This window comes from Marinobacter daqiaonensis (genome assembly GCF_900115285.1).
Classification (GTDB): Bacteria; Pseudomonadota; Gammaproteobacteria; order Pseudomonadales; family Oleiphilaceae; genus Marinobacter; species Marinobacter daqiaonensis.
Genome location: NZ_FOYW01000001.1, coordinates 1448063 through 1470499 on the forward strand (window position 1 = coordinate 1448063; position 22437 = coordinate 1470499).

A 22437-nucleotide genomic window follows, 5' to 3' on the forward strand; every position below is an offset into this window, starting at 1 on the left:
TGCCTTCGGGAGTCATCGATAACCGCCGGACTGTCGTATAAGGTAGAGTATAAAGGTTCATCAGGTTATCCACGGGAGCCCGCACCCATGAGTCAGATCCCTGTAGGCATCAGCACCTGTCTTCTCGGCAGGGAAGTTCGCCACGATGGTGGCCACAAGCACTCCCGCTTCTGTACCCAGGTGCTGTCCCGCTATTTCGATTTCCGCTCCATCTGTCCGGAACTGGAGGCCGGGCTGGGTGTGCCGCGACCGGCCATCCACCTGCGGGAACATACCGATGGCCTGCACCTGGTGGAAGTCAAAGGCGGCGAAGACCACACCGGCGCCATGCAATCGTTCATCGATGATATCCTGCCCTCCCTGAGAAATCTCCGGGGCTATATCCTGATGGCCAAATCGCCGTCCTGTGGCATGGAGCGGATCAAGGTGCACAATCCGGAGGGCAATGTTACCCGTCGGGATGGACGCGGCATGTTTGCGGAGGCCCTGATACGCCACTATCCGCTGATGCCAGTGGAAGAGGAAGGCCGCCTCAATGATGACCAGCTCAGAGAAAACTTCATCGAGAGGGTCTTCGCCTATGACGACTGGTTACAGAATGTGGCCGGGGAAAAACTGGCGCCCCAGGCCCTGATCGAGTTCCACACCCGCCACAAGTTCCAGCTTCTGGCCCACTCGGAGCGGATCTACCGCCAGCTGGGGCCATTACTGGGAGACCTGAAGGCGGAGCCCCTTGAAGATATAGCGGAGCGTTACATCACCCTCTTCATGGAGGCCATGACCAGGCGCGTCACCCGGGGTTCCCACGTCAACGCCATGCAGCACCTGATGGGATACCTGCGGGATTCCATGGGCGAAGAGGACCGCAAGGTCCTCATGGAGCAGATCGAGGCCTACCACCGGGGTGAGGTGCCGTTGATCGTGCCCATGACGCTACTGAGAATGGCCCAGCGCCGCGAGCCCATCGATTACCTCGACACCCAGCATTACCTCGCACCCTATCCCGACGACCTCGGCCTGAGGAATCGGATCTAGTGTCCCGTCCGGGACACTGGAATTCCTTAAGCGGGAGGCAGAGACTATAGTAGTGGCGTAAACGCCGCCACGAGCCCCTCCAGATGCCGATAATTCGCGCTCTCGCTGCCCTGGTGCTGATGGTCGGACTCAGTCCGGCCCATGGCGAGGATGCGCCGATTCCGGAGACACTGGTTTTCAACATCAGTACCGGTGGGTACCCGCCCTTTACGATCATTCATGCCGACGGCCGGATTTCAGGGATTTTCTGGGACGTTCTGGCGGCGATCACGAACCGCCACGACATCGGACTTCAGGCCATCCAGTTACCACCCAAGCGCGTCGACAGCCTGCTCCACGAGGGCCATGCGGATGTCACCATGCGCGCCATTGAATGGACCGACGACCCGGACGCGTTTCTGTTCACGGAACCCGTCATGATGACCCGCGACGCTCTGTTCGTTCACAAGGACAGAGCCAGAGAGATCGATTCCGTCCACGACCTTGAAGGTACGCTGCTGACACGACTGGGCTTCCACTATCCCTGGTTGCAACAGAAACTACGGGAAGGCTCTGTGGATATTATCCCGCTGCAGGAACAGCGCGCCCTGTTCAAACGGCTTTACCAGGGCGGGGACCGGTTTACAGGAGCGGTCAGCAACCTCCACGCTGGCTACTGGGTTCTGAAGAATAACCCCCGCTGGGCCGACAGCCTGGAGGAAGCGCCCATCCGTTTTGATGAGGTCGCCTATCGCCTGATGTTCCCGCCCCGTCACGCCCCTATGGCAGCCCTGGTCAACCAGGAGCTGGAGCGCATGCGGATCTCGGGGGAACTGGAGCGGATCATCCAGGCCTACCGGTGACAAAGCGGCAGCAATAGCCGCTTTGTCACCACCGGATCAGAAGCCGTAGAGCAGGGAAAGCGAGGTTTCAGTGTCGGTCTTTTCGGAAGCCGGGGGCGCGTCGGAAACGTGGTACACCCGGTAGGCCGCCTTCATGGAGAGGTTACCGGCAATGCCGGCCTGCACCGACGTCGCCGATTCGGTGATCACGTTATTCTCTGTCAATCCGAATTCCGTGCTCAGCTCCTGGCGAAACAGTGCGTTTTCCGACAGGGCGTAGTCGAACTGGCCCGCCAGCCGGCCGATAACCGCATCTTCATCCCGGTTACCATCCTGATCGGGAACCTCCAGCTTGTTGAAGCGATAACCCACACCGGCGGACAGGTCCAGGAATGAACGGTCGCCGGATTCCCAGACCCGGTGGCCATAACCCGTGGTGACGGATGACTGGAAGTCGTAGCCGGAGAACCGGTCATCCTCGAAGTAGCCACGGACAAACCAGTACTGGAACTCGGAAAACTTGTAGTCGGTCTCGCCTTCAATCCGATAGCGCTCCGAAGTGGTTTCATCATCCGCTTCGGTATAGGCCGTGCGGAATTCCCCGCTATTGCGCCACTGGCTGGTTTCCTGGAGCAGGCCAAGTCGGCTCTTGAGATTGGTTTCCTCAGAGTTGCCAGTGGTCACCAGCAGCCCCAGTTCGGCCTCGCCCGTCCAGTTACGGTCCTGTGCGGTGACGGCCACGGGCAGCAGCAGCGCCGCTGCCATCGTATATCGGGTAAGACCCATTCTACCTCCGGGCTATGAGTGGTCTGATGTCGCCTCGCCTTGCCGGCTCTGAAGGGCCTGGCGGGCGCGCTCGGCTTTCTTGCGGGCCTTTCGCTGCGCAATAACCCGGGCCGCTTCACCTCCCACGTGAACCTCGCCCCGCTCCCGGGCCAGGCGAATCTGCCGCTCTCGCTCCGCAAACCGGGCCTTTTGCTCTTCGGTCATAAGGTCCGCGCAGTGGTGACAACTCACTCCCTGTTCGTATTCCGGCCTTTGCTTGTCTTCCTCGGTAATGGGGCGACGGCAGGCATGACACTGATCGTATCCGCCCCGTTCGAGGTTGTGGTTGACGGTCACGCGATCATCAAAAACGAAACACTCGCCACGCCACAGGCTTTTCTCGGGGGGCACTTCCTCCAGGTACCTGAGAATGCCGCCCTTGAGGTGATAAACCTCCTCGAAGCCCTGTTCCCGAAGGAACGCTGTGGATTTCTCACAGCGAATGCCGCCGGTGCAGAACATCGCCACTTTCCTGTGTTTTTCCGGGTCCAGCTGCTTCGCGACATAGTCGGGAAATTCACGGAAGGTGTCGGTTGCCGGGTTCTTCGCGTTCTCGAAGGTTCCGATTTCAACCTCGTACTGGTTCCGGGTATCAATCAGCAATACGTCGGGGTCGGAAATCAGATCGTTCCAGTCCCCGGGTTCCACATAGGTCCCTACGATGCGCTTGGGATCGATTCCCTCCACGCCCATGGTGACGATTTCCTTCTTGAGCTTCACCTTGGTGCGTTTGAACGGCTGGATATCCACATGGGATTCCTTGTAGTCGATACCGTCAAAGCGTTCATCCCGGCCAAGCCAGGCCCTGATCGCATCGATTCCCCCGCGGCTTCCGGCGATGGTGCCATTGATACCTTCCCGGGCCAGCAGCAAAGTGCCGTGGACGTCCCTGTCGAGCATCAGGTCCAGCAGGGGCTGGCGTAACTGCTGGTAATCATCCAGCGCTGCGAACTTGTAGAGTGCGCAGACAACAATGTTCTGGGTCATGGTGTCTCCTGCGGGCCGGAGCGTAAATCCGGAGCATGGTTCTGAAACAGGGCGGCACCAGCTTCGGAAAGCCGGTGCCGCGAAATCGGGCGGATTTTAACCAAATGGCGGCGCGATGGCCAATCAGCGACTCAGCTCACGCTCCACCACGGCCGACAGTTGCGCCCAGCCGGGGCGATTGAGGGGGATGTTGTTCACCAGCACGGTGGGTGTGCTGGCAACCTTCAGCTGCATGGCGACCTGGCGGCTGTTCTCGATATCTTCGAGGTGGAGCTCGGAGTCCATGCAGCGATTGAACCGGCGCGTATCCAGTCCCAGGTCCTCGGCGTATTCCGAGAACATCTGCTGTGGGTTGTCACTGGTTTCCCAGGCCGACTGTTCGGCGAACAACCGGTCATGCATCGCCCAATACTGGTCCTGGTCGCCCGCACAGCGCGCCGCCATGGCGGCTGGCACCGCATTGTTGTGCTGACGAAGGGGCAGATCAAAAAACACGAACCGCACCTTGCCGGGCTCCACGTACTCTTCCTTCAGGCGCTGAGCGGCCTCAGCGAAGCGGGCGCAGGCGGGGCACTGATAGTCGGCGAATTCACGGACCACCACCTTGGCGTCTTCCGGCCCCACTGAAACTCCGAACCGGTCCAGCTCCTGGGGGAACGATGGTGTGTCTGCAGACACCTGCGGCAGTTCTCCCGAACCCGGCGCCGGGGGCCTGGTCAGGTAATACAGGCCTGTCACAATAGCGACCAGCAGGAAGGCCAGCCCGATAAGTACCGAGACCTTGCGAGACGGCTTTTCCTTTGGCGCCGGTGCCCCCTCTTTCTTTCTTCGCTTGGCTTCGCCCATGATATCTCCCTGGTCAGTCGCAGTTGTGTGGATGGCACTTAAAGAAGGCTATTGTGAGGTGTTTTGGAGCGGCGAACAACGGTGACACCAGCAGCAACCCGGCGGGCTTGTGAACCCGACGTGAAACCCAACGTAGAAGATAATGAACCAGAGGAATACCAAACACACAAAACCTGGAAACGATCATGTTCGGATTTCTCAAGAGCGACCCGAAGAAGAAACTGCAGAAAGCCTACGAGGAAAAGCTCGCCAAGGCCCTGCACGCCCAACGCAACGGCGACCTGCGGACCCACTCGACCCTGATGGAGGAAGCGGAGGCGCTGTACCGGGAGATACAGGCCCTGGAGAAGAAATGACGGGGGTTTGCCGCGGAATCCGCGGAAGGACGCGGAAGAAAAGATAAGAGACGGATTGGCCACGGACGACACGGAAAAGGACGGACGAAAAGACAGAGTCAATCTTTTCCAGTTGTCCGTGCAAGTCCGTGAGTGTCCGTGGCTGAAGTTCTTTCTTTCCGTGTCCTTCCGTGGATTCCGTGGTAAAAAACGTCAGTCGGTAATGAACTGATCCAGCAGGCGGTTCAGCCGGTCGACTTCCCGGCGCATGTCGCGCACCTCGTCCAGCAGGTCCAGGGACATGGCCAGGCCCGGCAGGTTGATCTCCAGGTCGCGCTGGAGCCGCCGCGCCCGTTGCAAACGGGCAAGGTTTGGCAAGTCGAAGGTCCAGTCCAGGGCGTTGGGGCTGTCCTCGATAGGGGAGATGACCCCGTGACTCACCAGCTTTATCACAAACTCCGCGTGGCATTCGCCGCGCTCGCAGATTTCCCGGAGGGTGAAGGTGCCGGCCGGGTCATCCAGTTCTACCGTCACAATGGTTTCTTTTCTGCTCATCCTACCCTCTGTCACACATCAAGCTTGCTGCGTGGATCAAAATGCTCTTCGGCTTCCGCAAGCTGTTTATAAAGCTTCTCGGCCTCTTCACTGTGGCTCTCCGGCATGACTACCTGCAGGACCACGATCTGGTCCCCCGGCTCTTTGCCTGGCAGCCCCTTGCCCTTCAGGCGCAGCTTCCGGCCACTGCTGGATCCCTTGGGAACCTTGAGACTCACCTTGCCGCCCACAGTGGGAACGGTAACGCTGGCCCCCAGTGCCGCCTCCCAGGGGGCGACGGGTACGGTAATCAGGAGGTCCCGTCCATCCACACTGAACTGCGGATGGGGCGCAAGTTCCACCTCAATCAGGAGGTCGCCGTTTTCGCCGCCACCAATGCCCGGTGAACCCTGGCCCTTCAGGCGAATATGCTGGCCGTCCCGCATGCCGGCAGGAATCTTCACCTTCAGGTTTTTCGGCCGGGAGATCACACGGCCGTGATCGCCCACTTCCTGAACGGTGTATTGAACCTGCTTTTCACAACCATGATAGGCCTCCTCCAGGAACAGCGCCAGCCGGGCATGAACGTCTTCGCCGCGCCGGCGCATACTCTGACGAGAGCCGCCAAAACCGCCACCACCGAATCCGCCGGCCCTTCGGCCGCCCCCGAAGATTTCCTCGAAAAAGTCACTGAAGTTACTGGAGTCGGCGCCGGTATAACCACCTCCGCCAAAACCAGCGCCACTTTGCCAGCCGGGTGGCGGTTCAAAAGAGCCATCGCCCCGGGCCCCATACTTGCGCAGCTGATCGTATTCAGCCCGTTTTTCCGGGTCTTTCAGAACTTCGTAGGCCTCGCCCACATCCTTGAACTTCGTGTCGGCGTCCGCCTCCTTGCTGACGTCCGGGTGATATTTACGAGCCAGCTTCCGGTAGGCTTTCTTGATTTCCTCGGGCGTGGCGGATTCGCTCACACCGAGAACGGCATAATAGTCCTTGAAGTCCATCGAACTCCTCGCATCTGGTCAAAGAGTGATCTCTGACTCTATATTTGACGCGAAAAACAAAATTACAAGGTGGTTAGGGGGGAGAATTGACGGGGATCAGCGGTACTGAGGAAAAACGTTGTTGGCCACGGAATCCACGGAAGGACACGGAAAGAAAGAGCTTCAGCCACGGACACTCACGGACTTGCACGGACTTGCACGGACAACTGGAAAAGATTTTCTCTGTCTTTTCGTCCGTGCCTGTCCGTGGCTGATCTTTTTTCTCTTTTCTCTTTTCTTTTTCCGTGTCCTTCCGTGGATTCCGTGGCCAAAAAAGGCGTTACCGGACCTTGGGATCCAGCTCTCCCGCCTCGTAGCGCAGGTACATGTCCTCCAGGTTGATCGGCTTGATCCGGCTGGCGTTGCCGGCGGTGCCGAAAGCTTCGTAGCGGGCCACGCAGATTTCGGTCATGGCCTTTACCGTCTCCTTGAGGAACTTACGCGGGTCGAACTCGGCCTTGTTCTCGGCCAGGAAGCGACGCACGGCACCGGTGCTGGCCAGGCGCAGGTCGGTGTCTATATTCACCTTGCGAACGCCATGCCTGATACCCTCGACGATTTCCTCGACCGGTACGCCGTAGGTTTCAGGGATTTCACCACCATATTTGTTGATGATTTCCAGCCAGTCCTGGGGCACGGAGCTGGACCCGTGCATGACCAGATGAGTATCCGGAATACGGGCGTGGATCGCCTTGATCTGGTCGATGGCCAGGATGTCACCTGTCGGGGGACGGGTAAACTTGTAGGCGCCATGGCTGGTGCCGATGGCAATGGCCAGGGCATCAACGTGGGTCCTCTTGACGAAGTCCGCCGCTTCCTCCGGATCCGTCAGCATCTGGCTGTGATCCAGGGTACCTTCCGCACCAATGCCGTCCTCTTCACCGGCCTGACCGGTTTCGAGGGACCCAAGGCAGCCGAGCTCGCCCTCTACAGACACGCCACAGGCATGGGCCATTTCAACGGTACGGCGGGTCACATCCACGTTGTACTCATAGTCCGTGGGAGTCTTGCCATCCTCGCCGAGGGAGCCGTCCATCATGACCGAGCTGAAGCCCAGCTGGATGGAGCGCTGGCACACGGAGGGGCTGGTACCGTGGTCCTGGTGCATGACCACCGGTATATGGGGCCACTCCTCCACCGCCGCCAGGATCAGGTGGCGCAGGAAGGGCGCTCCGGCGTACTTGCGGGCACCGGCGGAAGCCTGGACGATAACCGGGGAGTCGGTCTTGTCCGCCGCTTCCATGATGGCACGCATCTGTTCCAGGTTATTCACGTTAAAAGCGGGTACACCGTAACCACGCTCGGCGGCATGGTCCAGCAGCTGCCGCATCGAAATCAGAGCCATGGATTTTCTCCTTGATAATATGTATTCGTCGAGGCCGGTCACATTGTACCGGAGCCAGGGAGGGGGGAGGCTTTCCGGGACCTTCGAAAACAGGGACGTTTTCGAAGAGCCTCCATGGACGGATCCACGGCGTGTCCCGGAAAGCCTCACCGCTCCCTGGCGGCTGGCACCAAATCAGGCGCCCCGTTCTTCCAATACTGCTACTGCAGGCAGAGTCTTGCCTTCCACGAACTCCAGGAAGGCACCACCGCCGGTGGAAATATAGGAAATCTTGTCAGCTACACCATACTTGTCAACCGCCGCCACAGTATCACCGCCACCGGCAAGGGAGAAAGCGTCGCTCTCGGCTATCGCCTCGGCCAGGGCCCGGGTGCCGTTGCCGAAGTTGTCGAACTCGAAAACACCCACCGGGCCGTTCCAGAGAATGGTCTTGGCGTTTTTAAGCAGCTGGGCAAATTCGCCTGCGGTTTCCGGGCCAACGTCAAGAATCATGTCGTCTTCCGCCACATCCGAGGTGTTCTTGACCGTCGCCGTGGCGTTCTCGTCGAATTCCGGCGCGACCACCACGTCCACAGGAAGGGGAATCTCAACCCGTGACGCGATTTCCCTGGCGGTATCCACCAGGTCATGTTCACACAGGGACTTGCCTACCGGCTTGTTCGCCGCCGCCAGAAAGGTGTTGGCGATACCCCCGCCGACAATGATCTGGTCGCACACTTTCTCAAGCGCGTTGAGCACGTCCAGCTTGGTGGACACCTTGGAGCCGCCCACGATGGCCACTACCGGTTTGGCGGGGTTGTCCAGGGCCTTGCCCAGGGCGTCGAGCTCCGCTGCCAGCAAAGGGCCGGCACAGGCTTCGGGCGCGAATTTCGCCACACCGTGGGTGGAGGCCTGGGCACGGTGGGCAGTGCCAAAGGCGTCCATTACATAGACATCACAAAGTGCGGCGTATTTTTTCGCCAGCTCTTCATTGTCCTTCTTCTCGCCCTTATTGAAGCGGACATTCTCGAACAACACCACTTCCCCTTCGGCCACATCAACACCGTCGAGGTAATCCCTGATCAGGCGGACCTCCTGACCGAGCAGCTCCGAAAGATGCTCCGCCACCGGTTTCATTGAGGAAGCCTCGTCGTAGACGCCCTCCTCCGGCCGGCCCAGGTGGGACATCAGCATGACTTTAGCGCCGGCGTCCCGTGCTGCCTTGATGGTGGGAAGAGAGGCGCGGATACGGGCATCACTGCTTACCTTGCTGTCCTTGACGGGCACGTTCAGGTCTTCCCGGATCAGCACCCGCTTACCGGCAAGATCCAGATCGGTCATTTTCTTGATGGCCATAGTCTGTTTCCGTTGTTTCAGGTTAAAGACAGAGATTTTTTGCCGCGGAATCCGCGGAACGACGCGGAAAAAACAAAAGAAAAACTTGCCACGGAAGACACGGAACGCACGGAAAAAAGAAGGAAAACATTGGTTGCGGGCACCCGCCGCACCAGAGGCATTCCGCAACAAAGAGCTCTTTTCTTTTTTCCGTGTCCTTTCGTGTCTTCCGTGGCTAATCCGTCTTTTTATCCTTTCTTCCGCGTTCTTCCGCGGATTCCGCGGCCAATAAATTCTTTATAAAGACAGCCATCGCCGGCTGACATCCAGCATGCGGTTGGCGAAGCCCCATTCGTTGTCGAACCAGCACAGCACTTTTACCATGGTACCACCGGTGACGCGGGTCTGGCCGCCGTCCACGATGCCGGAGTGGGCGTCGTGGTTGAAGTCGGAGCTGGCAAGCAGTTCGTCGGTATAACCGAGGATGCCTTTCAGCGGTCCGCGGGCGGCGCGGGCCAGCAGCTCGTTGACCGCCGCCACCGTGGTCTCCTCCCGTACATTTACCACCATATCGATGGCGGAGACGTTCAGGGTCGGCACCCGCATGGCCACGGAGCTGAAGCGCCCTTCCATATGGGGCAGCAGCCTCTCGATACCCTTTGCCAGGCCCGTATCCACCGGCACAATGTTGTGCAGGGCACTGCGGGTACGGCGAAGATCCTGGTGATGGTAGGCATCGATCACAGGCTGATCATTCATCGCCGCATGGATCGTGGTCGTGCTGCCCTGCACCACCCCGAGCGCATCATCCAGAGCCTGGATCACGGGAACGATACAGTTGGTGGTGCAGGAGGCCGCCGCGACAATACGGTCGCCGGTTTCCAGGCTCTGATCGTTGATCCCGAAGACCACCGTGCGATCCACGTCCGCCTCCGCCGGCTGGGAGAACAGCAGCCGGCGGGCGCCGGAGGCCAGGTGCTGCTCCGCTGTCGCCCGGTCGCTGAAGGAACCGGAGCACTCCAGTACCAGATCGATGTCCAGATCGCCCCAGGGCAACTCAGCCGGGTCGGCACAGCGCAACACCTCGATCCGGTCGCCGTTCACCACCAGCGCCTCCCCATCCGCCCGGACATCGCCCCGGAACCGGCCGTGGGTGGAGTCGTAACGGGTCAGGTGGGCGATGGTGTCCAGATCCGCCAGCTCGTTAATCGCCACCACCTGCAACTGGTCGCGGTAGCCGTTTTCGTAGAGTGCGCGCAGCACACTCTGACCAATCCGGCCATAGCCATTGATCGCGACTCGCGCAGGAGCACCCGGTGCCATCAGTTATCCAGCAGGTCGAGGGCTGTTTCGACAATGTTCTCGACGGTGAAGCCGAACTCCCGGAACAGTTCGCCGGCCGGTGCGGATTCGCCAAAGCTGCTCATGCCGATCACCCGGCCGTCGAGACCCACATACTTGTACCAGTAGTCCTCGATGGCGGCCTCAATGGCAACCCGGTTGGTGACATCCAGCGGCAACACCTTCTGCTTGTACTGGGCGCTCTGGGCATCAAACACATCCGTGGACGGCATCGACACTACGCGCACCTTGTGGCCTTTCTCCCGCAACTTTTCCGCGGCGTCCTGGGCCAGTCCAACTTCCGAACCGGTGGCGATCAGGATCAGATCGGGTGTTCCTTTGCTGTCCGAGAGGATGTAGCCACCGCGGGCGATATTGGCCAGCTGCTTCGCGTCCCGCTCCTGATGGGGCAGGTTCTGCCGGGAGAACACCATCGCAGTGGGGCCATCCTTACGCTCAAGGGCCGTTTTCCATGCCACCGCGGACTCCACGGTGTCCGCCGGACGCCAGGTGCTCATGTTGGGCGTGGTGCGCAGACTGGCCAGCTGCTCGATAGGCTGGTGGGTGGGGCCATCCTCGCCCAGGCCGATGGAGTCATGGGTGAAGACCATGATGGCCCGCTGCTTCATCAGTGCAGCCATGCGCACGGCGTTGCGGCAGTACTCCATGAAGATCAGGAATGTGGCGCCGTAGGGAACGAAACCGCCATGGAGGGCGATGCCGTTCATGATGGCCGCCATGCCGAATTCACGCACGCCATAATAGACATAGTTGCCGCTGGCGTCGTCCCGGGTCAGCCCCTTGCTGCCTTGCCAGATGGTGAGATTGGAGCCCGCCAGGTCGGCGGAGCCGCCCAGCAGTTCCGGCAGCAGCGGGCCATAGGCGTTCAGGGTGTTCTGGGACGCCTTGCGGCTGGCGATGGTCTCGCCTTTCTCCTGACACTCACGGATATAGGCATCGGCCTTATCCGCGAAGTCCGCCGGCAGGTCACCCGCCATGCGGCGTTTGAACTCAGCGGCCAGTTCCGGCTCGGCTTTCTCATACTCAGCGAAGGCATCGCTCCAGGCTTTCTGGGCGGCGGCGCCCTTCTCCCTGGCGTTCCAGGCGGCGTAGATGTCCTCCGGCACCTCGAAGGGCCCATGATTCCAGCCCAGCTTCTCCCGGGTCAGCTGGATCTCGTCGTCCCCCAGGGGGGCGCCGTGGCAACCTTCGGTGCCCTGCTTGTTGGGGGAACCGAAGCCGATGATGGTCTTGCAACAGATGAGGGTTGGCTGCTCCGTATTGGCGCGGGCACTCTCGATGGCTGCCCGGACCGCGTCGGCGTCATGGCCATCTACCGCTGGAATCACCTGCCAGCCGTAGGATTCAAAGCGCTTGGGCGTGTCGTCGGTAAACCAGCCCTCGACTTCACCGTCGATGGAGATGCCGTTGTCGTCGTAAAAGAAGACCAGTTTGCCCAGACCCAGGGTGCCGGCCAGGGAGGCCACTTCATGGGAGATGCCCTCCATCAGGCAGCCGTCGCCCAGGAACGCATAGGTGTAGTGATCAACAATGTTGTGACCCGGACGGTTGAACTGGGCCGCCAGCGCCTTCTCCGCCAGGGCGAAACCAACCGCGTTGGCAATGCCCTGACCCAGCGGCCCCGTGGTGGTTTCCACCCCCGGCGTGTAACCGTATTCGGGGTGCCCCGGGGTGCGGGAGTGCAACTGACGGAAGTTCTTGAGGTCGTCGATGGAAACGTCGTACCCGCTCAGGTGCAGCAGGGAATACTGCAGCATGGAGCCGTGCCCGTTGGACAGCACGAACCGGTCGCGATTGGCCCACTGGGGGTCGGCCGGGTTATGGCTGAGGTAATCGTTCCACAGCACCTCGGCGATATCCGCCATACCCATGGGCGCACCCGGGTGGCCGGACTTGGCTTTCTGAACCGCATCCATGCTCAGCGCGCGAATGGCGTTGGCGAGATCATTACGGGACGGCATTGACGTTTCTCCAGTATTTGTCAGCAAACATGAGGTCAAAAGGAAAGGCGCGTATTTTCGCCGATTAGTGGCCATGGGAGCAAATCAGCTTCGGCCTTTTGCGAACGCTACAAATCGCCTCGCCCAAATCCTATATCAATATTTTTTGATATAGATCTTGATCAAACCCCGGACAGCCACTAATATCCGCTCCATGACCAGCCTGACCACTACGACTCCACATCAGGGCCTCGACGCCCTCGCTCCGCTCTACAAGGCCTGCGGCGACCCGCTGCGCCTGGAGATTCTGAGGGTGCTGCGCCGTGACACCTTCGGGGTGCTGGAGCTGAGCCAGCTTTTCGACATGCGTCAGTCAGGAATGAGTCACCATCTCAAGGTGTTGCACAAGGCCGGGTTGCTGGAGCCCCAGCGGGAGGGCAATGCGATTTTCTACCGACGGCCGCTGCACCTGGAATCGGAGGCCGCCGGGTTGCCGGACGCTGCTGTGCGACAGATCTTCCAGACCATTGACAGGGTGCCGGTCACCGGTCAGCTGCAGGAGAGGATCGAAGCCATTCGGCAGCAGCGGGCGGATCAGTCACAGGTCTTTTTTGCCCGCCATGCCGAGCAGTTCCGGGAGCAGCAGGAGCTGATTGCGGCGTTTGATCTCTACGCACAGCCAACCGCCGAGCTGATCCAGGCCCGGGCGGCCCGGAATCACTGGCGGACCGCCCTGGAGATTGGCCCGGGTGAAGGAGCTTTCCTGCCGGTACTCGCTGACATCTGTGAACGGGTTGTGGCAGTGGACAACTCCGCCGACATGCTGCGAAAAGCCCGCCAGACCTGTGAGGAGCTGCGACTGGACAGCGTGGAATTGATCGAGGGAACGACAGCCGCCCTGAAGGGTCGGCCCGAACGCTTCGACCTGGTGGTGGCCAACATGGTGCTGCATCACCTTCCCAGCCCGGCAGACGTCTTTCTGGAAGGCAGCGAGCTGCTCCGACCCGGGGGCTACCTGGTCATCAGCGACCTGCGCAGCCATGACCAGGACTGGGCCCGGGAGAACTGCGGCGACCTGTGGCTGGGCTTTGAGCCTGAGGAACTGAATGCCTGGGCGGCCGACGCTGGCCTGGAGACCGGCGAATCCCTGTTCATTGGCCTGCGCAACGGCTTCCAGGTCCAGGTACGGGAGTTCCGGAAACCTGAAAATACTGCCCGGGAAAAGAACCCGGGGAAGAATATCAAAAGTTTTTGATATAAAATCCGATACCATTGCAAAACGTATTGTAAGACAACGAATACCAACCAACTCTATCAATGAATACGGGCACGACTCTGCCCACCCAGCTCAAGAGGAGCCTGCGCATGTCTGACTACAGCATCTTCACGTCCGAGTCGGTTTCTGAAGGCCATCCGGACAAACTGGCCGACCAGATCTCTGATGCGGTGCTGGACGCCATCCTGACCGAGGACCCCCACGCCCGTGTGGCCTGCGAAACCCTGGTAAAAACCGGCGTCGCCATCGTCGGTGGTGAAATCACCACCAGCGCCTGGGTGGACCTGGAAGACCTGGTGCGCAACGTGATCAAGGACATCGGCTACACCTCCTCGCGGGTCGGTTTTGACGGTGATACCTGCGGCATTATCAACATCATCGGCAAACAGTCCGTGGACATTGCCCAGGGCGTCGACCGTCAGAAGCCCGAAGACCAGGGTGCCGGCGATCAGGGCCTGATGTTCGGTTATGCCAGCAACGAGACCGATGTTCTGATGCCTGCCCCGATCACCTTTGCCCATCGTCTGGTGCAGCGTCAGGCGGAAGCCCGCCGCAGCGGTCTGCTGCCATGGCTGCGCCCGGACGCGAAGAGCCAGGTCACCTGCCGCTACGAAAATGGCAAGGTCGCCGGCATCGACGCCGTGGTGCTGTCCACCCAGCACGATGAGGACGTAACTCAGGAAGACCTGAGGGAAGCGGTCATGGAGCTGATCGTCAAGAACGTGCTGCCGGCCGAACTGCTGCACAAGGACACCCAGTTCCACATCAACCCGACTGGCAAGTTCGTCATCGGGGGCCCCGTAGGCGACTGTGGCCTGACCGGTCGCAAGATCATCGTCGATACCTACGGTGGCATGGCCCGCCACGGCGGCGGCGCCTTCTCCGGCAAGGATCCGTCCAAGGTGGACCGCTCCGCCGCCTACGCCGGTCGCTACGTGGCCAAGAACATCATTGCCGCCGGCCTGGCGGAGAAGTGTGAGATCCAGGTGTCCTACGCCATCGGCGTGGCGCAGCCCACTTCCATCTCCATCAACACCTTCGGCACCGGCAAGATCAGCGACGACAGGATCATCAAGATCGTGCGGGACCAGTTCGACCTGCGGCCCTATGCCATCACCAACATGCTCGACCTGCTGCACCCCATGTACCAGCAGACCGCCGCCTACGGCCACTTCGGCCGCGAGCCCTTCGAGATGACCTCCCGGGGTGACAGCTTTACCGCGTTCCCGTGGGAGAAGACCGACCGGGCGGCTGCACTGAAGGACGCGGCTGGGATCTGAAGACCTTTTTTAGCCACGGAATCCACGGAAGAACACGGAAAAAAGAGAAAGAAAGGACGAGGGACAAAGAGGCGCGAACAACACGGACGAGCACGGGCAATGATTAAAGAACAAAGATTTTAATCTTTTCTTCCGTGTCCTTCCGTGGATTCCGTGGCTGAAACAGTCTTTCTTCCGCGTTTTCCGTGGATTCCGCGGCCAAACCATCTTTACGAATTGACAGGAGAACACCATGAGCACTCCGGCAGAGCAACTGAACAGCTTCGATGACTACAAGGTTCGCGACATGTCCCTGGCCGACTGGGGACGCAAGGAAATCAACATCGCTGAAGGCGAGATGCCCGCCCTGATGGCTCTGCGCAACAAGTACAAGGCAGAGCAGCCCCTCAAGGGAGCCAACATCATGGGCTGTATCCATATGACCATCCAGACCGCGGTTCTGATCGAGACTCTGGTGGAGCTGGGTGCCAACGTGCGCTGGTCCTCCTGCAACATCTTCTCCACCCAGGACCAGGCAGCGGCAGCCATTGCGGCCAAGGGCATTCCGGTCTTTGCCTGGAAGGGCGAAACCGACGAAGAGTACGACTGGTGCCTGGAGCGCACCGTGGGCGCTGACGTGGAAGGCTGGGCGCCCAACCTGATCCTGGACGACGGCGGTGACCTTACTGCTCTGCTGCATGAAAAATATCCGGACATCCTCTCCAGGTGCCATGGCGTTACCGAGGAGACCACCACGGGTGTACATCGCCTGCAGGAAATGCTGCGGGAAAACACCCTGAAAGTACCGGCGATCAACGTCAACGACGCCGTGACCAAGTCCAAGAACGACAACAAGTACGGTTGTCGCCACAGCCTGAACGACGCCATCAAACGCGCCACCGACCACCTGCTGGCCGGCAAGAAAGCCCTGGTCATTGGCTATGGTGACGTCGGCAAGGGTTCCGCCGCCTCCCTGCGCCAGGAAGGCATGATCGTCAAGATCACCGAAGCCGACCCGATCTGCGCCATGCAGGCCTGCATGGACGGGTTCGAAGTGGTGTCCCCTTACCACAACGGCGTCAACACGGGCTCCGGGGAAAGCATCGACAAGGGACTGCTGGGCAACACCGACCTGCTGGTCACCACCACAGGCAACATGAACGTGTGCGACGAGCACATGCTCAAGGCCCTCAAGAGCGGCGCCGTGGTCTGTAACATCGGTCACTTCGACAATGAGATCGACACTGCCTTCATGCGCAAGAACTGGGAGTGGGACGAGGTCAAGCCGCAGGTGCACGTGGTGTATCGCGACAAGGCCAGCAACGACCACCTGATCCTGCTGTCCGAAGGTCGCCTGGTGAACCTGGGCAACGCCACCGGACACCCTTCCCGGATCATGGACGGCTCTTTCGCAAACCAGGTCCTGGCCCAGATGTATCTGTATGAACGCCGTTTCGGCGAGCTGCCCACCGCCGAGAAAGCCAACGGCGTCTACGTCAAGGTCCTGCCCAAGAAGCTGGACGAGGAAGTGGCCCGTGCCATGGTGGAAGGCTTTGGTGGTGTGATCACCCAGATGACCCCGGAACAGGCCAAATACATCGGCGTACCGGTCGAAGGCCCGTACAAGCCGGAAAGCTACAAGTACTGATCGGATCGTAAGATGGAATCGCAAAAACAGTTCAAACGGCGCTTCAGCTTCGAGTTCTTCCCGCCCAAGACCGACCAGGGCAAGGAAAAGCTCCAGGTGGTGCGTGATCGTCTGGCGGAGGTCAATCCGGATTTCTTCTCGGTGACCTTCGGCGCCGGTGGCTCGACCCGTGATCGAACCATCGAGACGGTGCTTAGCCTGCACGGCCAGGGCATTTCCACCGCTCCCCACCTGTCCTGCGTGGGGGGAACCCGGGAGAAGATCGCCGAGCTACTGGATATCTACAAGGAGAGCGGCGTCAGCCGCATCGTTGCCCTCAGGGGTGACATGCCCTCGGGCATGGGTGCCGCCGGTGAGTTGCGCTACGCCAACGAACTGGTGGCCTTCATCCGGGAGTACAGCGGTGACGCTTTCAACCTGGAGGTGGCCGCCTATCCGGAGTTCCACCCCCAGGCCCGCAACGCCGAGGAAGACCTGAAGAACTTCGCCCGCAAGGTGGAGGCTGGTGCCAACAGCGCCATCACCCAGTACTTCTTCAATGCGGACAGCTACTTCTATTACATCGACCGGCTCGAAAAGATGGGCATCACCATACCGGTGGTGCCGGGCATCATGCCCATTGTCAACTTCTCCAGCCTGGTGCGCTTCTCCGACATGTGCGGCGCAGAGATCCCCCGCTGGATCCGCAAGCAGCTGGAAGCCTACGGGGATGACTCCGACAGCATCCGCAAGTTCGGCGAGGAAGTGGTAACCGACATGTGCGAGAGGCTGCTGGCGGCCGGAGCACCGGGACTTCACTTCTATACGCTGAATCAGGCGGAAGCGAGCCTGAATATCTGGAACAACCTGGGCCTGGCCAATCGGGACAAGATTTCGTTTTAGGGACTGGTTGGCCACGGAACGACACGGAAAGTAAGGAAGGGCGGGCGGACACGGATGGTGCGCCCTCATCTATTCAAAAGACCTGGTCCACGGTACTGCCCCCATCCCCTCTGCAAAGGACGCGTCTTCACCCCTTCGGATGCCCTGAAGAGTTCCACCCGGGGCCCTTTCCCTCTCTGTTCATGAAAATTCTCCTCACTTGGTCTATGCTCAAATTCGTATGTCCCTAATCTGAAAGGAGATCCCATGAACACCAACTGGCTGAGAACCCTTGGCGTCGCGGCTGCGCTGACATTTACTGCCAATGCGGCGTCCGCGGAAGAGCTGAAAGTGGTGACTGACCCGAGCTTTGTGCCCTTTGAAATGATGGATCAGGAAACCGGCGAGATGGTCGGGTTCGACATGGATATCATTGCCGAAGTCGCCAAGCGGGCCGGTTTCGATTATGACCTCCAGACCATGGACTTTAACGGTATCATCCCGGCCCTCCAGACGGGCAACGTGGATATCGCCATCGCCGGCATCACCATTACCAAGGAACGGGAGGAGATCGTGGACTTCTCCGACCCGTACTACGACTCCGGTCTGCGCATCCTGGTGCGTGCCGACAATGAGGATATCAAGACGCTTGAGGATCTTGAGGGCAAGAAGATCGGCACCAAGATCGGCAGCACAAGCTACGACTTCCTGGTCAGTGAACTGGACAAGGATGACGGCGTGACGCCCTATCCGGGCAGCTCCGACATGTACATGGCCCTGATGAGCCGCGCCATTGACGCGGTATTCTATGATGCCCCGAACGTTGGCTACTTTGCCAAGACCAAGGGCGAGGGTCGGGTGAAAACCGTAGGTCCACTGTACGAGGGTCAGGAGTACGGCATTGCTCTGAAAGAAGGCAGCGAGTGGGTGGACGACGTCAATGAGGCACTTGCCGCCATGAAGGACGACAGCACCTACGCCGAGATCTACAAGAAATGGTTTGGTGAGCTGCCGAAAGAAATGTAACCGGCTCGGGTAAACCAGAACCAGCGTCGGGGTCGCACACGGGCTCCGGCGCTTTTTCATTGAACTGAACGGAGAAGCAGAACGTGGAGTTCCAGTTCCAGTTCGATTGGCAGGCAGCCTTTGATGCCATCCCTTTCCTGCTCAAGGGCCTTCCATACACCCTCCTGATTTCCTTTGGCGGCCTTGCCATTGGTTTTGTGCTGGGTATTTTTTTCGGGCTGTTGAGCATCAACAAGCACTGGTTCCTGCGCTGGCCCGCGACGGCCTATATCGAGGTTTTCCGGGGTACGCCTATCCTGGTGCAGGTGCTGTTCATCTTCTACGGCCTTCCCGACCTTGTGGGTGCTCCCATCGACCCACTGACCGCCGGCATTGCCGCCATTGCCCTGAACTCCGGAGCCTACATCTCCGAAGTGGTTCGCGGTGGCGTGCAGTCCATCGACAAGGGGCAGAAAGAGGCGGGCCTTTCCCTGGGCTTGTCCCGCACCCAGACCTTCTGGACCATCATCTGGCCTCAGGCATTCCGCCGCATGATTCCGCCCCTGGGCAACCAGGCCATTGTCTCCATCAAGGACACGTCCCTCTTCTCGGTGATTGGCGTGGGGGAACTGGTTCGTCAGGGCCAGGTTTATATCGCCAACACGTTCACCGCTTTCGAGGTGTACTTCGTTGTGGCGATTCTGTACCTGATCATCACCCTGTCCCTGTCACTGATTCTGCGCCTGATTGAGCGGCGCGGGCTGACGTCGGTTTAAGGAGCGGAAATCATGAGCCAGATTGTGAAGATGCAGGGCATGAACAAATATTTCGGCAAGCTCCATGTCCTGAAGGATATCAACCTGACGGTGGAGACCGGCGAAGTGGTGGTGATTATCGGCGCCAGCGGTTCCGGCAAGTCGACCCTGATCCGCTGCGTCAATGGCCTTGAAGGATTCGAGTCGGGAAAACTGGAAGTAGACGGCCATCCCCTTGAACCCAGCCGCAGCAATCAGAAATCCCTGAATGAGATCCGCAAGGAAGTCGGCATGGTATTCCAACAGTTCAACCTGTTCCCTCATCTGACGGTGAAAAAGAACATCATGCTGGCCCCGATGAAGGTGAAGAACGAATCCCAGGTCGTCGCGAATGGCACGGCGGAACGCCTGCTACAGCGAGTGGGCATCGCCGATCAGGCGAATAAATATCCCAGCCATCTCTCCGGTGGCCAGCAGCAGAGGGTGGCCATCGCCCGGGCGCTGGCCATGGAGCCCAGGCTAATGCTGTTCGACGAACCCACATCGGCCCTGGATCCGGAGATGATCGGCGAGGTGCTGGATGTGATGCGGGAACTGGCGAAGGAAGGCATGACCATGATGGTCGTCACCCACGAAATGGGCTTTGCCCGGGAGGTGGCTGACCGGGTTATCTATATCCACGAGGGCCAGATTGTGGAGGAAGGAAAGCCTGAAGATGTGTTCGATAACCCCCAGAATGAGAGAACACAGTCCTTCCTTTCCCGGGTACTGAAACACTAGAGGAGTTCGGTCTTGCTTGCCCTCAGCTTATGGGGGCTGGACCGGAGGTGGGTGACGATTTCTCCGCTGCAATTCACGGTCCTTCCCTGGACCGACCTTGCACCGCGCCATCCATGGCGCTGCTGCGAAAGCGTCACCCACCCCCACCCCACACGGCCAGACTGCCAAGCCAGAAATCCTCTTTCGATGCACTTTCACTATATCCGCTGTTAACTGTATCATCCTCTCTGGTTAACAGAGACCCGCAAACAACCAAACCGGAGCCCCCAATGCGCAATGCCGACCTGATCGCCCGTGACCTGAAATCTGTCTGGCACCCCTGCACCCAGATGAAGGACCATGAAAGTCTGCCACTGATTCCCATCAAGCAGGCCAGAGGCGTATGGCTGGAGGACTTCGAGAACAATCGCTATATCGACGCCATCAGCTCCTGGTGGGTCAATCTGTTCGGCCACGCCAACCCCCGCATCAATGGCGCCATCCGGGACCAGATCGAGAAGCTGGAGCACGTCATTCTGGCCGGGTGCACTCATGAGCCGGTGGTCAACCTGTCGGAACGTCTGGTGGAAGTGACGCCCGAGGGCCTGAACAAGTGCTTCTACGCGGATAACGGATCGTCCGCTATCGAAGCGGCCCTCAAGATGAGCTACCACTACTGGAAAAACCACGGCAAGCCCAGCAAGAAGAACTTCGTCAACCTGTCCAACAGCTACCACGGCGAAACACTCGGCGCCCTGGCACTGGGCGACGTGGCGCTTTACAAGGACACCTACCAGCCACTGCTGATGGAGGTTCTGACGGCCCCTTCCCCTGATGCCTACAACAAGGAAGCCGGCGAGACCGACGAAGCCTACGCCCTGCGCCAGTTCGAGGCCATGGACAGACTGCTGGCGGAAAAGCATGATGAAATCTGCGCGGTGGTGGTGGAGCCATTGATCCAGTGCGCCGGCGGCATGCGCATGCATCACCCCATCTATCACACCAGGCTTCGCGAGGCCTGTGACCGTTATGGCGTGCACCTGATCGCCGATGAAATCGCCGTCGGCTTTGGCCGTACAGGGACCATGTTCGCCTGCGAGCAGTCCGGCATTACCCCCGACTTCATGTGCCTCTCCAAGGGCCTGACCGCTGGCTACCTGCCGCTGTCCGCAGTGGTCACCACCGATGATGTCTACAACGCCTTCTACGACGACTACGAAACCCTGCGGGCGTTCCTGCATAGCCATTCCTACACCGGCAACCCTATTGGCTGCGCGGTGGCACTGGCAACCCTGGACATCTTCCGGGATGATGATGTGATCAACGCAAACCGGCACCTCTCACGCGTCATGGCAGACTCCGTCGCGCACCTGGCGGATCACCCCAACGTGGGGGATATCCGCCAGCACGGCATGACCCTTGCCATCGAAATGGTGAAGGACCGCAAGACCAAAGAGGCTTTCCCCTGGCAGGAGCGTCGTGGCATCCGGGTCTACCAGCATGCCCTGACCCGCGAGTCCCTGTTGAGGCCCCTGGGGAATGTGGTCTACTTCATGCCGCCCTACGTGATCAACGAAGAACAGATCCGTCATCTGGCCCAGGTAGCCTCCGAGGGCATTGATATCGCCGTGAAGGACTGATCAGGACCCGACACCGTGCGCAATCCGAGAATCTACACCGAGGCCTCCCTCCAGGCAGGCCAGACAGTGCCCCTTGATGAAAATGCCGCCCATCATGTGGGCAAGGTGCTGAGAATGCAGCCGGGGCAGCCACTGGTCCTTTTCAACGGCGATGGCCACAATTACCCCTCTGAACTGGAAGAAGTCGGTAAGAAGGCGGTGACGGCAAGGGTTCTTGACTGCCGGGAAAGCGGTTGCGAGCCGTCCCTCAGGATCGTGCTCGGCCAGGTGATTTCCAAGGGCGACCGTATGGATTACGCCGTCCAGAAAAGTACCGAACTGGGAGTGGACACCCTGGTTCCCCTCACCAGTGAACGCTGTGATGTAAAACTCCGGGGCGACCGGGAGGACAAGCGCGTGCGGCACTGGCAGCAGGTGGCCATAAGCGCGGCCGAGCAATGCGGCCGGGCCACCGTGCCGCGGGTGGCCGGTCTGGCCAGCCTGGAGGAATGGTTCGGGCTGGCCGCCGACTGCGACCTTCGACTGGTACTCCACCACCGCACCGATCAGCCCCTGGACACTCTGCAGCGACCCCATGACGGCATCGCCCTGCTGATTGGTCCGGAGGGTGGACTGACCGGCGACGAAATTGCCGTCGCCCGCGAGGCGGGTTTTCATCCGGCGGCGATAGGGCCGCGGGTGTTACGCACGGAAACCGCTCCCGTTGCCGCTATCACCCTCTGCCAATGGCTCTGGGGAGACTTCAGGGGCTGATCACCACCCCACCCTCCTACTTTCCTCCACCTTGCCTTTAATAAGGTTAGCAAGGCATTATATCCGGCAGTCTACTCATCAGCATGGCTGAGTC

Annotated in this window: 21 protein-coding genes; 12 read left to right on the forward strand and 9 right to left on the reverse strand. The window is 59.8% G+C overall.

The features are described from left to right. Positions 1-87: 87 nt before the first annotated feature. The gene (locus BM346_RS06710) at positions 88-1035 is read left to right on the forward strand and encodes a YbgA family protein (RefSeq protein ID WP_092010018.1); all 948 of its coding nucleotides are present in this window, start codon (positions 88-90) and stop codon (positions 1033-1035) included. A gap of 83 nt (positions 1036-1118) precedes the next feature. Next, complete coding sequence (locus tag BM346_RS06715) at positions 1119-1877, forward strand: substrate-binding periplasmic protein (protein ID WP_092010020.1); 759 nt, start codon at positions 1119-1121, stop codon at positions 1875-1877. Between the two features lie 36 nt (positions 1878-1913). On the opposite strand, the gene BM346_RS06720 is transcribed toward BM346_RS06715, so the two are convergent. The 3 genes from BM346_RS06720 to BM346_RS06730 all read right to left on the reverse strand — a co-directional run bounded on the left by BM346_RS06720 (position 1914) and on the right by BM346_RS06730 (position 4514). Further along, positions 1914-2642: a DUF481 domain-containing protein gene (locus BM346_RS06720; protein WP_092010022.1), complete on the reverse strand. Its 729-nt coding sequence runs from the start codon at positions 2640-2642 to the stop codon at positions 1914-1916. Between the two features lie 12 nt (positions 2643-2654). Further along, on the reverse strand, positions 2655-3668 hold the full coding sequence (trhO, locus tag BM346_RS06725) for an oxygen-dependent tRNA uridine(34) hydroxylase TrhO (RefSeq protein ID WP_092010024.1): 1014 nt from the start codon (positions 3666-3668) through the stop codon (positions 2655-2657). Positions 3669-3791: 123 nt separating this feature from the next. Further along, positions 3792-4514 carry a DsbA family protein gene (locus tag BM346_RS06730; protein ID WP_092010026.1) on the reverse strand — a complete coding sequence of 241 codons (723 nt, stop codon included), beginning with the start codon at positions 4512-4514 and terminating at the stop codon, positions 3792-3794. Between the two features lie 185 nt (positions 4515-4699). Between BM346_RS06730 and BM346_RS17905 the strand changes: the two genes are divergently transcribed. Continuing rightward, entirely contained in the window at positions 4700-4870 is a 171-nt protein-coding gene (locus BM346_RS17905; protein ID WP_139229910.1) for a DUF6435 family protein, read from the forward strand. Between the two features lie 192 nt (positions 4871-5062). Here BM346_RS17905 and BM346_RS06735 read toward each other — a convergent pair whose 3' ends face one another. The 6 genes from BM346_RS06735 to tkt all read right to left on the reverse strand — a co-directional run bounded on the left by BM346_RS06735 (position 5063) and on the right by tkt (position 12408). Further along, entirely contained in the window at positions 5063-5404 is a 342-nt protein-coding gene (locus BM346_RS06735; protein ID WP_092010028.1) for a chaperone modulator CbpM, read from the reverse strand. A gap of 11 nt (positions 5405-5415) precedes the next feature. Then, positions 5416-6387, reverse strand: a complete 972-nt coding sequence (locus BM346_RS06740) for a DnaJ C-terminal domain-containing protein (protein WP_092010029.1) — start codon at positions 6385-6387, stop codon at positions 5416-5418. A gap of 319 nt (positions 6388-6706) precedes the next feature. Continuing rightward, positions 6707-7771, reverse strand: coding sequence for a class II fructose-bisphosphate aldolase (fba, locus tag BM346_RS06745; protein ID WP_092010031.1), 1065 nt, complete (start codon positions 7769-7771; stop codon positions 6707-6709). Between the two features lie 174 nt (positions 7772-7945). Next, positions 7946-9106, reverse strand: a complete 1161-nt coding sequence (locus BM346_RS06750; protein ID WP_092010033.1) for a phosphoglycerate kinase — start codon at positions 9104-9106, stop codon at positions 7946-7948. A gap of 276 nt (positions 9107-9382) precedes the next feature. Then, on the reverse strand, positions 9383-10408 hold the full coding sequence (locus BM346_RS06755) for a type I glyceraldehyde-3-phosphate dehydrogenase (RefSeq protein ID WP_092010035.1): 1026 nt from the start codon (positions 10406-10408) through the stop codon (positions 9383-9385). Continuing rightward, entirely contained in the window at positions 10408-12408 is a 2001-nt protein-coding gene (gene tkt, locus BM346_RS06760; protein ID WP_092010037.1) for a transketolase, read from the reverse strand. The genes BM346_RS06755 and tkt overlap by 1 nt, the downstream gene beginning before the upstream one ends. A gap of 193 nt (positions 12409-12601) precedes the next feature. Between tkt and BM346_RS06765 the strand changes: the two genes are divergently transcribed. The 9 genes from BM346_RS06765 to BM346_RS06805 all read left to right on the forward strand — a co-directional run bounded on the left by BM346_RS06765 (position 12602) and on the right by BM346_RS06805 (position 22343). After that, a complete protein-coding gene (locus BM346_RS06765; protein WP_092010039.1) occupies positions 12602-13642 on the forward strand; it encodes a metalloregulator ArsR/SmtB family transcription factor in 1041 nt (346 codons plus the stop codon). 110 nt (positions 13643-13752) lie between these two features. Further along, a complete protein-coding gene (metK, locus tag BM346_RS06770) occupies positions 13753-14943 on the forward strand; it encodes a methionine adenosyltransferase (protein WP_092010041.1) in 1191 nt (396 codons plus the stop codon). 232 nt (positions 14944-15175) lie between these two features. Beyond that, the gene (gene ahcY, locus BM346_RS06775) at positions 15176-16570 is read left to right on the forward strand and encodes an adenosylhomocysteinase (RefSeq protein WP_092010043.1); all 1395 of its coding nucleotides are present in this window, start codon (positions 15176-15178) and stop codon (positions 16568-16570) included. Positions 16571-16582: 12 nt separating this feature from the next. Next, positions 16583-17452, forward strand: coding sequence for a methylenetetrahydrofolate reductase [NAD(P)H] (metF, locus tag BM346_RS06780; protein ID WP_092010045.1), 870 nt, complete (start codon positions 16583-16585; stop codon positions 17450-17452). A 246-nt stretch (positions 17453-17698) separates the two neighbouring features. Then, positions 17699-18457, forward strand: a complete 759-nt coding sequence (locus tag BM346_RS06785; protein ID WP_092010047.1) for a transporter substrate-binding domain-containing protein — start codon at positions 17699-17701, stop codon at positions 18455-18457. 83 nt (positions 18458-18540) lie between these two features. After that, positions 18541-19212: an amino acid ABC transporter permease gene (locus tag BM346_RS06790; protein ID WP_092010049.1), complete on the forward strand. Its 672-nt coding sequence runs from the start codon at positions 18541-18543 to the stop codon at positions 19210-19212. Between the two features lie 12 nt (positions 19213-19224). After that, a complete protein-coding gene (locus BM346_RS06795; protein ID WP_092010050.1) occupies positions 19225-19971 on the forward strand; it encodes an amino acid ABC transporter ATP-binding protein in 747 nt (248 codons plus the stop codon). Positions 19972-20240: 269 nt separating this feature from the next. Continuing rightward, complete coding sequence (locus tag BM346_RS06800; RefSeq protein ID WP_092010051.1) at positions 20241-21590, forward strand: adenosylmethionine--8-amino-7-oxononanoate transaminase; 1350 nt, start codon at positions 20241-20243, stop codon at positions 21588-21590. A gap of 15 nt (positions 21591-21605) precedes the next feature. Continuing rightward, positions 21606-22343, forward strand: a complete 738-nt coding sequence (locus BM346_RS06805; protein ID WP_092010053.1) for a 16S rRNA (uracil(1498)-N(3))-methyltransferase — start codon at positions 21606-21608, stop codon at positions 22341-22343. Positions 22344-22437 lie beyond the last annotated feature (94 nt).